Genomic DNA, 14,919 nt, shown 5'->3' with positions numbered 1-14,919 from the left:
GGCGGGACTTGAACCCGCACAGCCTAAAGGCCGAGGGATTTTAAATCCCTTGTGTCTACCGATTTCACCACCTGGGCTAAATTATGGAGGCGCGTCCCGGAGTCGAACCGAGCTACACGGATTTGCAATCCGGTGCATAACCGCTTTGCTAACGCGCCTTATCCGAATCTCTTGCGAAATTTGGAGCGGGAAACGAGACTCGAACTCGCGACCCCGACCTTGGCAAGGTCGTGCTCTACCAACTGAGCTATTCCCGCGTTAAGCTTAACTTTCAGCTTATGCTATCAAACTGGCTGATTTACTTATTTATTTTCGTAAACCATGTTGCCGTTCGATGCGTTGCATTCTACTGATTTCACCTATCGAGTCAATACAATTATTGAAATAATTGGATCGTTCGCTGTTTTTTCAATCATTTCGATCACGCTTCGCTCAAATCGCCCCACGCAGCCTTTAAATATTGGAACATTGACCAAAATGTTAAGATGGCAGCGACATACATTAACGCAATAGATAGGTTCTCAATTAAAGGTGTTGGGCGCCATAATAGCCCCACCAAGGACATCATTTGCGCTGTTGTTTTAAATTTACCAATCCAAGACACTGCAACACTACTGCGTTTGCCAATCTCTGCCATCCATTCACGCAATGAAGAAATGATAATCTCACGTGCAATCATCGTTGCGGCAGGCAGTGTCACATACCAAACATCATAGCTTTCAGTGACTAACACGAGTGCAGTTGCCACCATCACTTTATCTGCCACGGGGTCTAAAAATGCCCCAAACTTTGTGGTTTGCTTCCAAAGTCGCGCTAAAAACCCGTCAAACCAATCCGTCACCGCGGCAAAAACAAAAATCAGCGCACAGGCGAAAGGCCCCCAAGTGACAGGAAGGTAAAATGCCAATACAAAAAATGGTATTAGGATGACGCGAAATAATGTCAGCCACGTTGGTATGTTTAATTTCATCACGCTCACTAACTTTTTGACCAAGTTGGATATTATGAATATGTTGCCCTAAGACACTTACTGTTTCAATGCATTATAAATCTTTTCTGCAAGCGCGTATGAGATCGAGGGCACTTTTGCGATCTCTTCTATGCTCGCATTTCGCAGTGGTTGTAATCCGCCCATATATTTTAATAACATTTGGCGGCGTTTTGGCCCAACCCCCTCAATCGATTCTAATGCACTGGTATTTTTAACTTTAGCTCTACGTTGGCGGTGACCAGTGATCGCATGGTTATGGGATTCATCTCGAATATGTTGTATCACATGCAATGCTGGCGAATCGGCTGGCAAAGCAAAACCTTCACCCTCTGGTTTTAAAAACAACGTTTCAAGCCCTGCTTTACGGTCACTCCCCTTTGCAACGCCAATTAATAAAGGATGATTTTTATCCCAATCAACATCAAGGGACTCAAACACATCTTTTGCTTGCCCTAACTGCCCTTTACCACCATCAATAAAGATAATATCTGGCACTTTGGCTTCATCAAGGTGTTTGCCATATCGACGAGTCAGCACTTGATGCATCGCAGCATAATCATCACCTGGAGTGATACCTGAGATATTGTAACGGCGATATTCTGATTTTACGGGACCCGTTTTATCAAACACAACGCAAGATGCGACGGTTTGCTCCCCCATTGTATGAGAAATATCGAAACACTCCATTCGTGAGATGTTCTCTAAATGAACCACTTTTGCCAATGCAGCCATACGTTGCTGCACTGTCGAGTTTTGTGCGACTTTAGTCGATAACGCAATAGAAGCGTTGGTTCGAGCCAACTTCAGATAACGCGCTCTTGCGCCTCTTGGCTGACTTTGAATATTAATTTTGCGTCCCGCTAGCTCGGATAATGACTGGGCAAGTAACTCTTTTTCTGTCAGAGCAAAATCAAGTAAAATTTCACCTGGTAGTGTCCTGTTTTCGCTACCTTGTAAATAAAATTGCCCTAAGAAGGTTTGAACTACTTCATCGAGTTGTGTATCTGCTGGGATTTTAGGAAAATAGCTGCGGCTACCGAGCACTTTACCTTGGCGTATAAATAGAACGTGAACGCAAGCCAGCCCTGACTCAAAGGATACCCCAATAACATCGAGGTCATCCCCTTCCCCTGAAACATATTGCTCTTCAGTCACGGCTCGAACTGCATGAATTTGATCACGAAAACGTGCCGCATCCTCAAAACGCAGGTCTTGGCTCGCTTTTTCCATTCGTTCAACTAAACCAGCCAGTACTTGCTTGTCTTTCCCTGTTAAAAATAACCGAACATATTCAACTTGTTGATTATAGTCTTCATCAGAAACCAAACCACTAACGCAAGGCCCTAAACAGCGACCAATTTGATATTGTAAACAAGGTCTTGAGCGGTTTTTATAGACGCTATCTTCACATTGGCGAATAGGAAATAGCTTCTGCATTAACGTCAACGTTTCTCGAACTGCATAAGAGCTCGGGAATGGCCCAAAATACTCACCTTTAGCATGTTTCGCCCCGCGGTGCATTGAAATCCGCGGGTGAGTTTCCTTACTTAAAAATAAATAAGGGTAAGATTTATCATCACGCAACAATACATTATAGCGGGGTTGATACAGCTTAATATAGTTGTGTTCGAGCAGTAACGCCTCCGTTTCAGTGTGCGTTACGGTAACATCAATAGACGCAATTTGCTTAACAAGCTGCTCGGTCTTTCGGCTACTGACATTTTCACGAAAATAGCTGGAGAGCCTTTTTTTCAAGTCTTTGGCTTTACCAACGTAAATCACCGTCCCGCCCGCATCGTACATTCGATATACGCCAGGTTGGTTTGTCACTGTTTTTAAGAAAGCTTTTGATTCGAACTGTTCTGCCACTCGGATAAACCCTGTTTTACTGTAATTAAACCATATCTAATGGCTATATGAGTTAATTCTACATCACTACAGATATTAAGTTTACCAAACATTCGATATCGATAGGTATTTACCGTTTTTGGGCTAAGGGACAGCATCTGCGCAATCTGTTTGATTGGTATCCCTTGAGTGATCATCAGCATGATTTCCAATTCACGATCTGACAACAACTCGCATAAATCTTGCTGGCTATTATGGATAACGCGTTGCAAAGCAAGATCTTGCGCTATATCAGGTGAAATTATCCGTCTTTTTACATTGACGACTTTTATTGCCTCAATCAGGTCATCCTCTGTAATGTGTACGCTTAACAAGCCAAAAATACCAACATCTAATGCCTTGAGAAAAAAAGAATAATTACTTCTAACGTTATAAATAATAATGCCAACATCAGGTTGGGTACGCCGTAATGTTTGGATCGTTTTTAATGAATCAAAATGACAGTGATCGCTACCGATTAAAATAACACTCGCCCTTTGGTGGCGGTTCCAAACCAAAACTTGGTCGATTGAAGGAAATGAAGCAATTAATTTACAGCGTGTATGACGACTAAATATAAACTCAAAACCTTGCAGTGTAATATTATTATCATCAACAATAATTATATTTATTCCCATATTTATATTATTTATCAATAGATTGAGATTTTTAGAGTCTGTGATTCTATATTGCGAAATGGTGAGATACAATCTCTTTATCATTGCATAAATACTAGGCAACTCATTTAATAATAATTAAAATTACAAGCAATAAAAAAGGGGCATAGCCCCCTTAATCTTATTTATCTTAAAAATAAACTATTTATTATTCACGCTTTAACTTTTCAGTATTTGCAATATAAAGTGCGATGACTAGCACGAGAATAGCTCCTGCATGCAGCAATGTTGTCATTGGGTCACTATGGTCAACAATAATCAAACGAATGATTGCAGTAATACCAATATAAATAAAATATCTTAATGGAAAATGATAACCCGACATAAAATATTTGATGATTAACGCGATAAACTCAAAGTAGAGGAAGTAAATAACAATTCCCTCTAAAAGTTCATAAGCCGTTGCCCCTTTTGAACTCCCAAACATTAAAGAAGCCATCGTAATTGTTTCTTTGGCTAAAAAAAACACCAATACGGCAGCTAATGAAAGTAAACCAATATTCAGTATCCACTGTAGCACCCATGCGATATTACTTGCATGACGCATTCCTTTCATACTGTTCATTTGTTATTCCCCAAATGAATGATTTAAAAACAAATCAAATCATTTTAAATCAATATGTTAATTCAATTTGAATTTTCAAAATTAATATTTATGAGCGCATTCATGTACACATTAAACATTGTATAAAAATGAACATGCATGACCACGTAAAGACATTCTACATTTAAAGTTATAACATTGTCGAATGTATTAGAAGTGCCAATAATTCAGTCCGCAACACCACTTTAAACCTATATTTTTATCACGTGTTTGTACATTATTTTACTCACATGCGCATACTAGCAAAACCCATTTTCCACAAATTTTTCATTAGTTGAATGATACTCCTTGATCTTTGATTGCAATTTACTGTATATAATTACAGTTATATTTTACTGTATAAAAAACCAGTTAATTTAATCTACGAAGGAGTGTTTTATGGTTACCATCAAGATCCGCTTTAATAGCAATAAAAAAGGTAAATTACCTACAGGTACTTTTGAAGCATTAAGAAATGAAATAACCAAAAGATTAAGTGCTAAATACCCCGATCTAAATATCGATATAAACTGGGGTACTCAAGATAATGTGTCTATTGATGGTCTTGGGAAGAATGAGAAGAAAACTTATATTGAAGAAACACTGGAAGAGATATTTATCGATGGTGATTGGCTTCCTGAAACCGAAGAAACCGAGGTGGAACATTTTGATAAGTGACATTAAGCCGCAGATAGTGCGGCTTTGATTTAGAAATAGCTAGATATTTAGATTATAATCATAAAATTCATCGTTTTTTTCATCAATTATTTGCTCAAAAAATTGTCCCACATTCATATCTAAACCTTTAAGCATTGATACTAATGTATCGATATCAATTCTATTTATTCCTCGTTCATAACGATATACTTGTTGCTCACTTTTACAACCAGCCAATTTAGCAAACTCACTTGCCGTATACCCTGCGTTACATCTTAGATTTTTAATTTTTTTACCTATCAATGTTGATACTGCTCTTTTTGTATTCATACAAAGGCTCCATTTAAAATAATTAAAATCGTGTAATTACTATTTTTTTAATGCCTACAACTAAATAAGTTTAGTCATCATTTATGATTAATCCATAAGGGATAGAAATATTTTGATATTTTTCATTTTGCTTTGTTTTTTATTGACTTTACTGATATTACTTACTATTTATAATTAGCATATTTTATTTCTATACGTATCATCACTGGAAAATAACGAGGAATATTTATGAATAGAATGTTGATTTCTGCTTGCGTTATAGTAACAAGTGCACTGTCCTTTAATGCTTTTGCTGCTGAAAAAACAACTTCAACTCCAGAAAGTATGACCTGTAAAGAATACGTGGATCTAAACCCTAAAAGCTGGGCTCCAGTTGCGTTATGGGTAACATCACAAGATACGCAATTTAAAAGTGGAGATTGGGTGGCGCTATCTGAACAGAGCGTTGCAGAAGCTCCTTTAATCCTCGAGTTTTGCAAGAAAAAACCTGAAGGTACCCTTAAAGATTATCTGGCAAGTAAAAAATAAATTGTCTTATGTTTAAAGCCGCATTCTCCGCGGCTTTTTAATTACTAATTACAGCAATGCTGTTTTACGTTCTGCTAGCTTTCCTATGACTTTTCTCTACTCTATAGTTCATTTTAAAAAACAACACTGTACGAAAATGAAAGAAACTGAAGACGTTGAGTATTTTGATAAGTGATCTAGATGTACCAACTACTCGAGCTGGCGCATTAGTTTTTATTGCTGCTCTGTCTATAAACTACTTACTTAGTCTTGTTCCGTTTGAAGCCTGCATTATTTTTTGTAAAATACCCTCTCACCCTAACTAATTTACTCTGCAACTGGACTGATTGAGAGGGATATGGGAAATAAAGCAATCGGCAGTCTTATAAAAAATAAGCGGTTAGCTAAAAATATTTCAACTAGAGAAATAGCAAAAGGCTTAATGGCCTCTGAAGAAAAATATATACAATATGAAAGTGGCGAGTTATCTATATACATCGATGACTTATTCGTGATAGCTAACATTCTTGATGTTAGCATTCAAGAACTACTGAATGCATATAGTAAGTGAAGCCGCATTATTGCGGCTTTTTTGTCGCTAATTAGAGAAATTTATCATTATCATCAAGGCCATATTGTTTGCGTTCCGCAGCTTCCTGCTCTGCCCTTTCCGCTTCCTCTGCTGCACGTTTAGCTTCTTCTTGCGCTAATCGCTCTGCTTCTATCTTAGCGAGTCTCTCAGCTTCAGCTTGCTTTTGATTGTAGATAGAGTTAGATGGCATGTTTACACGAACGTCGATCCAATGGCCCCGAGGAATATCACAAGGCTCTCCGGGTGTTAATTCAACTTTGCCGTCAAAGCCTGGCATTGATTCCTCGCCATCGATAACATCACGTAAAAACTCAGGATAAAGCTTGAAGCGCTCATACTGAATGTTTTGAGGCAAATCATGCTGACGATATGATGTATACAGAACAATATCCCCATCTTCGTCAGGTTCAACAATACGGCCATCAAATGGATGCGGCTTGCCTTTCTCCAGTACATCATAAAGCGCATACACAAGCGGGAGCTGATTAATACCACATGGAATTGTGATGCCACCGTTAATGCCACCCCAACTCGCATCAGAGTGAAGGCCAAGAACACCATGCAACTGATAGATGCCTGTATGCAATTTTTTGAGTGTAACGCCTTCTGCTTCTTCATTCGGATCGACATCGTCAGCAAATACTCGAATGATTGGTGATGCTGCTTTTAAGTTACCGTTAGTGTCTTTGGTTGTGTTTTTTGTTGAGTAGAAAGTAACCTTATCAAACCACGATTCAGACGTTGTTTTACCATAGTGAAATAAATCCCCCTCTGGTGTCGTTCCTAATATGACCTGCGGGGATGTTGTTTGATTCTCTGAATATCGTTGATTAAATAGAAAGTTGTATTTGTTAACATTTGGTGAGTTCCTAGACCCGCCCCACGCATATAGTCCAGTACTTCTTGAATTAAACATCAAAGATAAATCGAAGTTTTGCTCGCTCCCATACAGCCTTTCTAAATTTATATTTACACCACCTAGCCCATAATTACCAGCTAACATAACGTCAGTACCATTGTATTTCAGTGATTTATCACTTCCCAGCGATAGTGCTGTCCCTGCTTTCTGATTTGATAGTGAGATTGTATTTTGCGAAGAGCTAAAACCAACATAACCCAAGTTTGTATCGTCTGAGTCTAAAAATTTAATAAATGCGCCAAATTGAGCTGTTTCGCGTTTAAATTTGAATGGATCCCCGCGGCAAATGATTACCCCGCCCGCTTTATCTAACTTCCCATCTAGCTGCTTATCCATTTCTTTTGTTGTGCGCAGTTGCTGGGTTGTTTGGTCTGGCAATGTAACAGTGATAATGCCCTGCTCAGTCATCCAGCGCGTTAATATGTCGCTGAACTGCACATTCGCACCGTTCATGGACACAATCTTATTCATGGCATCGGAAACAGAATGAACCATCGTCGTGAGAATGACGTATTTAGCCCCTGTTGCTGCCACAGGTAATGGAAAATTCAATGTGAGCTCAGTGTCAGATTGAATCGACTGAATACTGTTATTGTGAACCGTGGTACCAATTTGAACCTGTATTGCTTGTTCTGCAGATACACGATTAATGTTATTGAGCCATTTTGTGCCGGTACCGACTAATTTAGTGCTGTTTGCTGTCGCAGTGACTGTGCCTGTACTGTACATATTGTAGATTCTCCGAAATTTAGATACAAAAAAACCGCTTTCGCGGCATATTGATTACGATTTAAGATTTAAGTAGATAAACCTGAAATTGTTGATGTTCCTGCTTTGAATAACTCAACTCGCTTTAATGATGAATAGCTGATAACAACTTTCGCGGAGTTGCCTGGGGATGGCGGCCCCTCCATCGTAGACATTGCCCTGATATGGATATAATTTTTACCCCCTCGTGGCGCCACTGGCAATGTGATTACTGGCGCGTTGACGGTTAATTCCAATCCATTCAAATACTTATCTGTTTTACTGTATAGTGTTGTTATACCACCCTTTCCGTCATCAACACCCACGAGTATTCTGATGTAATCTGAAAATTGCCAGCCTCCATCCACTTTTGTCATTCTTACCGTGCACGCTAAATCTGCATCAAAAATACGGCTGAAAATTTCAGAGTTTATTTCAATCGCTTTTCTCCAGCCTGTGTCCATTCTAGCAACCTGGTGCTCTTCATTGTTACAAACAATACCAGTTAATTTGTTGCTAGATGCATAGTACACATCACCGAGAATTTCTTTGGCGTCGACTGTCCCACTAAAATAACCGTCCGCACCCTCGATACGCCCTCTAAACACAGCGTTGTTAAATTCGGCATCGCCTTCTTTATCAATTTTCCAGCCGCTTACTCCTGCTTTATAACCTTTTGCTTGAATAACATTGCCAATTTTCGCATTGGTTATTGAGCCATCTTCGATATACGTTGGACCTAAAAATACTTGGTTATTTTTTATTGCAAATGGAGTAACAAGTTGGCCATTAGCGTTATTAAAAATAATAAACTCATCAGCTGCAAAAGCGATTTGAGTGACAACTTGCCCGTTTTTAACCTGTGCACTCATCATCATTTTAACATCGTAGTATTGCCCGTTGTGTAACACACCCGCTTTGATGCTGAAGTACGCGCGAGAATTACCCTGCTGGTCAACCGATGTTTCCGCTCGTTTCTCAATTGCCGCCTTGTTATCGCCGATTTCTGATTTAATCAGCTCGTTAACTTCCGCTTGTGACTTCTGGTTATCAGCGACAACCTTCTGTAATGAGGTGATATTTGAATTAATATCGCCATATTGAGCATTAAGTTGTTCAATTTTTTGAGCAAATGCCAGTTCGTTATTGGCAACAACCGTTTCAACATTTCTGATAGATGCTCTCGCCTTAAGTATTTCCGTACCTTGTATATTGTGTTGTGCGGTTAATTGCCCTACCGTTTCAACATTAGCACCTTCCATGTTTGCCATTGTTTGTTGAATATAGGCAATAAAAGCCTCATTATCCTCAAAACGGGATTCAGCCTGCTGATTAACTTCTGTGAGTGCTTTATCAGTTTCAGCAATAGCCGTTGTATTTTTCGTTACCGCTGCACTGATGTTTGATAATTCCCCCTTATTTTTATCAATTTCCTCTTTGTTCGCGTTAATGTCTTTGCCAAGCTCTGCACGAAGTTGTTCAGTACGTTCGGTATGAGCGCTATCCTTCTCAGCTATTGATTTACGCACATCAACAAAATTAGCTTCTGATTGCTCATGTTGCGCTTTTACATTCTCAGCTAATTCAGATGTGGCCTTTTCATTAGTTGCAGTTGCCGTTGCAAGTCGGGTGACTTCGGATTTTGTTTTCAATAACTCTGAATTGGTTTCATTCACTTGCGCATTGGTTTGCATCAGTGCTTCAGAGAAAGAAAACTCAAGATTAGTGATAGTTTGATTGATATTAGTGATATAGCCGGTCATTTCACCGAACTGGGCTGTCGTCGATTGTTCAAACTTCGCTTGCGCTTGTTTTAAATCGGCGGTTGCAGTTTCAACTGTGATCACTCGCCCTTTAATAGTGCCGACTTCCTCGTTGGTCTCACCTAAATCAGCACGAACTTGCCTAATATCCTCTGCGAAAGCTTCATTTGATTTTGCTAGCGCATTTTGAACATTCAGAACATCAGCAGCCGTATGCTCAAATTGAGCCGCAACTTCTTGCTGGTACTTTGCCTGAGAGGCGGTGAAGTCAGCTTGAACTTGCTCTAACTGCTTAATTGACGCCTTACCTTTAGCGGATTCTTCCTTGAGTTCATAGTAATTTTCAGTCGAAAAGTGAACAACTTCCATGACCGCTTCATTAACCGCCTCTAATTCGCGATCAATACTGATAACCTTCTGCCTAAAGTCATCACTATCAATTTTTAAATCAGTAAGGTTATCTTTATTGAAGTCGATTTGCTCCTGCATTTGCTGGCCAGCTTCGGTGCTGAGGACTTTATCACCGATAACCTCCAATATTTCATCAGCCCGATCCTCCGGCTTGCCATTGGCTTCAACAAACTGCGATTTACCCACTGGGTTCACTGTTCTGACATAAACATAATATGTCTGGCCAGCTTTAAGCTTTCTTCCCTGAATAACCCACATCGTGCCATTACCAAGGTATTCAGCTAGCAACTCAACTTCATTGATATTCGCAATCTGTTTTTCGGAAAACCAAAATTCATACTGCAGGCGCAGCGCATTTTGCCCCCCCACATGTGGAATAATCCCTAAACTGAAAAAGCCCGGCTCAACATCGATGTAAGACGGCGGTGGCGGTGGGTTAATATCAAATGAGACCGAGGCTTGTTCGCCCTTTTGCCCATCTTTATTTTGCGGTGCGACAGAGAGCAGGTAATTCCCTTGAGGTAAATTACCAATACGATAACGGTTTTCTTGGGTTTTAGCGGTACCCACAATACGCCCTGCTTGGGTTAATTTGAGAATAAAATCAACACCTCGAACCGCTGTTGCGGTTGTCCAGTTGGCTTCCACTTGCCAGTTGTCACTATCTGCACTGACTTCCACAGAGAGGTTCTCAACTGGGGGGATGTAGCCACCCAATGGCGTATCGGGCAACGGCTCAAATTTTATACCCTGATCAACAATAGCCTCTTTTTCGGGGACATGCTGAACTGCAATAACACCGTAAGTGCCATCACCCTTATCAGAAATCGTAATCGCCCTAAATAAACGACGAGCCAAATCGGGCTGGCTAATACCCCATACCGATTTTGTGGCGACACCTTTTGGTACCGATTCAACTTTAATTTGATTGTTGCCTAAGTACCCTGTCACTTTTACGCGCTCATAACGGCCAGTGGCATTCATTAACGAAATAAAAGCGGTACCAGATTTAGGTTTTGTGACTTCTCTATCAAGCGTTAAAATCTTTTGAGTGGCATCGATGGCGATTAGCCTACCGCCAATAGGGTCTTCGCCACCCACCCAGTCGTTATCCATAATTTCGATAATGTCACCAGGAGTATGCCGTAGCCCTTCCGCGCCCACTTCAAACTCAACAGTTTGGGTCTCTAATTTTTCCGTCAATAATATCCACAAACCATAACGCCGAGCTTGTCCACGGCTTGTGCAGCCAAATGCATCAACTCGAAGCACGTTAAGACCAAACTGAGCAACCAACGCATCATCAGAGACTTGCTCAACACTGGTTTTCCAGCCGTTTTGCGGATCAATAAAGCGTACTTCAATAACGGTATGACGAGCCTTTAATGGGCTAAAGCTGTAATGGAAACGACCATTAACCACGTTTGCATTTGTGTAAGGCCAAACAACATCACTAGGACGATCTTGAACAAATGTCATTTGTAGCCCGTTCCACACAGGCATGATGCGCATTATTGAGCACAGATCACTAAAGTAATCATAAGCTTTGCGAATATCAGTAATGTAAGCATTGCAGGTGACTCGAGGCTCTTTATTGCCGAAGCCATCAGGCACCAGTTGATCACAATATTGACCAATAACGTAAAGCGCAAACTTATCAACCTCAGCTATTTTCAGTCTTTTACCTAACCCAAATCGCTTCGTTGTTAATAAGCTATACAATACCCACGCAGGATTATTGGTATACGCAGGCTTAAACGTTCCATCCCAAATGCCACTGTATACGCGAGTTTCAGGATTATAATTGTTCGGCACTTGAACAATCAGCCCCCGAACTAAATAGTTACGTGTAGGATATTGATTACCAAACTGTTCACTTTCAAACGTTAGACCCGCTACTGCTGATCCCGGATAGGTTTGATTAATATCGGTGATTTCGGTGTAACTTGACCAAATAGTATTATTTTGTAATTTATCGCTATTGCTATCTGGCGTTAGGCGAACCATGCGAATGCTAAAAGGTGGTGGTGGTAACTTATCGATAATCACAGCCATTAGGTATGGGGAATTACTCCTTTTACCACGGATAGTGATATTTTTTTCAGTTACCCACGCTCCGTTACGCTGCACCTGCACTTGCAACTCAACCGATGTGCCAACACGATCCCCATTATCCTTCACTTCAACCAATGCTTGGGTACCAAATGTTAACCGTAAGCGGTCAATATTTCGTGAGGTTATTGTGCGAGTTACAGGTGTGCTTTTTTTGATTTCAATGCTGACAGGCGTTTCACTTGATGAAGATGAAAAACCTTCTAGTGCCGGTTGTTCTAACGTACCTGCCACCCACTGAGCGGTCATACCGTTTACATTGCTGTTACCAGAGGAGTCAATAACGGGAGTATTATTAAGATAAACCCCCTTTAAATCGCCAACTGGCCCCTCAATTGGACCTTCACTCACTAAATCAATAATTGATAATTTCTGCCGTGATGTTAAATCGTTTGGCGCCTCATAAGGAGTATGTTGTTTACCGCCGCCTTTACCCATGATTACGTCTCCCCACCACCACCGTGTTTGCCCACATCAATATCTTTTGCATCACCGTCATCCATAATTTCAACCGCTTGTGAAATCACCCTTGAACCACACATAATCTCACCGTATGCAATTGGTACCGCCATACCCTGCGCGACTGCGTTTTCAAGGTTGCTAAAGTATGTATTTCCCTTTTCTTCTTCAGAACGCGATAAATTAGCTGGCTTAGGCATTGGCGTTAACATTTGCGCGACCCCACCAATCATCATTGCACCGCCTGCCAGCATCATCGACGCGCCAAAACTCCAACCTGCAGGGTTCCACCACCCAATCGCCAAAACGGCTGCGCCGGCAATAAATTGAAAAGCTCCACCTGTTTTTGCACCCTCGATACGCGGAACGATGTGAATTACCGCATTTGCCATCAGAGGTTCATGGACACGCTGATGTAATTCGCTGGGGTCAACATCGGATCCGCTAATGCGAATTTGGTACCAGCCATCACGGAATTGTTGTTTTAGATTGGGAATTTGAAGAAATAAGGCATGAAGCCCTTCAGCTGCGGTTTTAATATTTAAATCGAATCGACGGCCAAATCGTTGCAGATCCCCATAAAAGCGGATGGTTGCCAATCGCGGTAGCGCCAAATCGAGTGAGTCATTCGTTGCCATCTTTCGTTATAAACCTCTCGCTTGCTCAGTTGATTAGGAACGTGATGCAAAATAGTTTGGTCTCCCAAGTAGATTGCGGCGTGATTTGCCCGAGAACTGGCATAGCAACACAAAATAATATCGCCGGGCTGAATATCTCTTTTAACTTGCTTAAAGCCGTTTTCTGCTAAGTTATCTAAATAGAGCTCTTTCCCCTGCCGCCACCAATTGTCTTCACGCTCAAAATCTAGCAATAAACAACCGGCTAAATGGTAAGCGTCACGGAATAAGCCATAGCAATCGGTTCCACCATGAATAAACTGACGGCCCAATAATTTTGGTACACATTCAAACTTGGTAATTTTGCTTTCGCATGCCAGCCACCATGGCAAATTGGTTTTTAACTGGTGCGCTCTATCTGCTGAACTCAAATAAGGTTTTCCGTTCGGATGGCTATGAACAATCGCGATAACTTCGCCCAATAAGCTGGCTTGAATGTAGCTTTCAACCGCAATTGAAAAATGATTTTCAGGGTCGATATGTTGGTTTTCACAAGGAATATAAGTCTCGGTACCGTCTTGAATAATCACAATGCCGCACGACTCCTGTGGCGCCATGCGTTTTGCATGTTCCAAAATAGTTTGTTCTAACATAGTGAACCTTATTGGCTGAGGCGAGACGAGGAGAGGAAGCAACCTATTCGATGTGTGTTATTTCTTAGCTTGCAATCGGATAAACGCTTACCACACTTATCTTTGCTGGGGTCTTGTGTTGGGTTGCCAAGCTCATCAGCAACCGGTGCACCTTTATAGTCGCACTCTTCAGAGCGATAGCCAAAATTACATACATCAGAAAGAATGACTCGAGCTGGAAAAGTGGCGCCATCTGTTTCAGTTGGGGCGGCAAGTTCCCATGTTGCTGTTTCAGCATTAAGACTGGTTAGCTGCTCAATCACCCATCGGCTAACTTGCTCTTGCGTTGGATCCGCATTGTCATTGCCACCAGCAAAATTTGCTGCATCGAGGAATTGTGCTGTTGTTTTACGACGAATAACAATGCCCCCTAACCCTGAGTTTAGGCGGCTAGCGATACCAAAAATTAGACCGAACAAATTAGACAGTGAAATGGTTGGGCGTGTAGATGGGCCTTTGCCATTTAAATCAAAACCATCCCCCATAATTGGGTAAGGCTCATATTCTTGGCCTTGCCAAATAACCGGCCCTGATGATTCATTGGTACCGTTGTGGAATCGATACCGAATTCCACCTATATTTGTTAGGTCTATTTCATAGAGTATAATTTCTGCTTCTGCTTCAAGTTTTGTTGTCGCGATCAGCAATTCTGGTGGGATGTTTTGCATTTATTTTACCCATAAAAAAACCACCCGAAGGTGGCTGTTTTGAAAGATGTAACATTATGGTTTTACACCATATTTTTTTTGAAAATCATCCTCTTTCTTTTCACACACGGAAGCAACGAATTGCTTAGTCTCTGGTGAAAGAGATTTTTTCTCATAATCTTTCCAACAAAGTTTTATTACATCTCTGTCCTTACTTTTCTCTTTATCTTTTGGTGACTCATTAGTACTAGGTATCGCTAAATATAGTAATAGAAAGCCAACCGCAAAACCGATAATGTATTTATATGATTTCACTTTAGAACCCCAA

The 14,919-nt window shown here is 40.8% G+C and carries 13 protein-coding genes, 3 tRNA genes and 2 pseudogenes; 3 read left to right on the top strand and 15 right to left on the bottom strand.

All coding sequences use genetic code 11. The features are described from left to right. From AC4IFT_RS21090 to psiE, 7 genes are all read right to left on the bottom strand, one after another. Positions 1-69, bottom strand: a tRNA-Leu gene (locus AC4IFT_RS21090). A gap of 15 nt (positions 70-84) precedes the next feature. Next, positions 85-158, bottom strand: a tRNA-Cys gene (locus AC4IFT_RS21085). A 23-nt stretch (positions 159-181) separates the two neighbouring features. Then, positions 182-257, bottom strand: a tRNA-Gly gene (locus AC4IFT_RS21080). Positions 258-421: 164 nt separating this feature from the next. After that, entirely contained in the window at positions 422-970 is a 549-nt protein-coding gene (gene pgsA / locus AC4IFT_RS21075) for a CDP-diacylglycerol--glycerol-3-phosphate 3-phosphatidyltransferase (protein WP_219248936.1), read from the bottom strand. Positions 971-1,027: 57 nt separating this feature from the next. After that, positions 1,028-2,860 (bottom strand): excinuclease ABC subunit UvrC, encoded by a 1,833-nt coding sequence (gene uvrC, locus AC4IFT_RS21070; protein ID WP_490735086.1) that lies wholly within the window; start codon positions 2,858-2,860, stop codon positions 1,028-1,030. Beyond that, complete coding sequence (locus AC4IFT_RS21065; RefSeq protein ID WP_490735084.1) at positions 2,827-3,516, bottom strand: LuxR C-terminal-related transcriptional regulator; 690 nt, start codon at positions 3,514-3,516, stop codon at positions 2,827-2,829. Before AC4IFT_RS21065 ends, uvrC begins: the two co-directional genes overlap by 34 nt. A gap of 187 nt (positions 3,517-3,703) precedes the next feature. Then, complete coding sequence (gene psiE / locus AC4IFT_RS21060; protein ID WP_490735096.1) at positions 3,704-4,111, bottom strand: phosphate-starvation-inducible protein PsiE; 408 nt, start codon at positions 4,109-4,111, stop codon at positions 3,704-3,706. Between the two features lie 426 nt (positions 4,112-4,537). On the opposite strand from psiE, the gene AC4IFT_RS21055 reads away from it, so the two are divergent. Beyond that, entirely contained in the window at positions 4,538-4,816 is a 279-nt protein-coding gene (locus AC4IFT_RS21055) for a DinI-like family protein (RefSeq protein WP_490752645.1), read from the top strand. 39 nt (positions 4,817-4,855) lie between these two features. Here the strand turns inward: AC4IFT_RS21055 and AC4IFT_RS21050 are convergent, their stop codons facing one another. Then, complete coding sequence (locus AC4IFT_RS21050; RefSeq protein ID WP_490752643.1) at positions 4,856-5,125, bottom strand: helix-turn-helix domain-containing protein; 270 nt, start codon at positions 5,123-5,125, stop codon at positions 4,856-4,858. 228 nt (positions 5,126-5,353) lie between these two features. On the opposite strand from AC4IFT_RS21050, the gene AC4IFT_RS21045 reads away from it, so the two are divergent. Together AC4IFT_RS21045 and AC4IFT_RS21040 are read left to right on the top strand one after the other, a co-directional pair. Continuing rightward, on the top strand, positions 5,354-5,653 hold the full coding sequence (locus AC4IFT_RS21045; protein WP_490752641.1) for an HdeA/HdeB family chaperone: 300 nt from the start codon (positions 5,354-5,356) through the stop codon (positions 5,651-5,653). 337 nt (positions 5,654-5,990) lie between these two features. Continuing rightward, positions 5,991-6,203, top strand: a complete 213-nt coding sequence (locus tag AC4IFT_RS21040) for a helix-turn-helix domain-containing protein (protein ID WP_490752639.1) — start codon at positions 5,991-5,993, stop codon at positions 6,201-6,203. Between the two features lie 31 nt (positions 6,204-6,234). Here the strand turns inward: AC4IFT_RS21040 and AC4IFT_RS21035 are convergent, their stop codons facing one another. The 7 genes and pseudogenes from AC4IFT_RS21035 to AC4IFT_RS21005 form a co-directional block, all read right to left on the bottom strand. Further along, a complete protein-coding gene (locus AC4IFT_RS21035; protein WP_490752637.1) occupies positions 6,235-7,872 on the bottom strand; it encodes a phage tail fiber protein in 1,638 nt (545 codons plus the stop codon). Between the two features lie 68 nt (positions 7,873-7,940). Next, positions 7,941-8,864: pseudogene (locus tag AC4IFT_RS21030) on the bottom strand (phage tail tip fiber protein); the annotation flags it as partial. Positions 8,865-10,121: 1,257 nt separating this feature from the next. Further along, positions 10,122-12,614: pseudogene (locus AC4IFT_RS21025) on the bottom strand (TipJ family phage tail tip protein); the annotation flags it as partial. Positions 12,615-12,616: 2 nt separating this feature from the next. Next, the gene (locus AC4IFT_RS21020) at positions 12,617-13,273 is read right to left on the bottom strand and encodes a tail assembly protein (RefSeq protein WP_490752635.1); all 657 of its coding nucleotides are present in this window, start codon (positions 13,271-13,273) and stop codon (positions 12,617-12,619) included. Beyond that, the gene (locus AC4IFT_RS21015; protein WP_490752633.1) at positions 13,177-13,905 is read right to left on the bottom strand and encodes a C40 family peptidase; all 729 of its coding nucleotides are present in this window, start codon (positions 13,903-13,905) and stop codon (positions 13,177-13,179) included. Before AC4IFT_RS21015 ends, AC4IFT_RS21020 begins: the two co-directional genes overlap by 97 nt. 8 nt (positions 13,906-13,913) lie before the next feature. Then, on the bottom strand, positions 13,914-14,612 hold the full coding sequence (locus AC4IFT_RS21010; protein WP_490752631.1) for a phage minor tail protein L: 699 nt from the start codon (positions 14,610-14,612) through the stop codon (positions 13,914-13,916). Between the two features lie 54 nt (positions 14,613-14,666). Further along, entirely contained in the window at positions 14,667-14,906 is a 240-nt protein-coding gene (locus AC4IFT_RS21005; RefSeq protein ID WP_096863838.1) for a hypothetical protein, read from the bottom strand. Between the last annotated feature and the right edge of the window lie 13 nt (positions 14,907-14,919).

The sequence above is a fragment of the Providencia sp. UF-183 genome (assembly GCF_058246155.1).
This window is presented reverse-complemented; position numbering and strand designations above follow the sequence as displayed.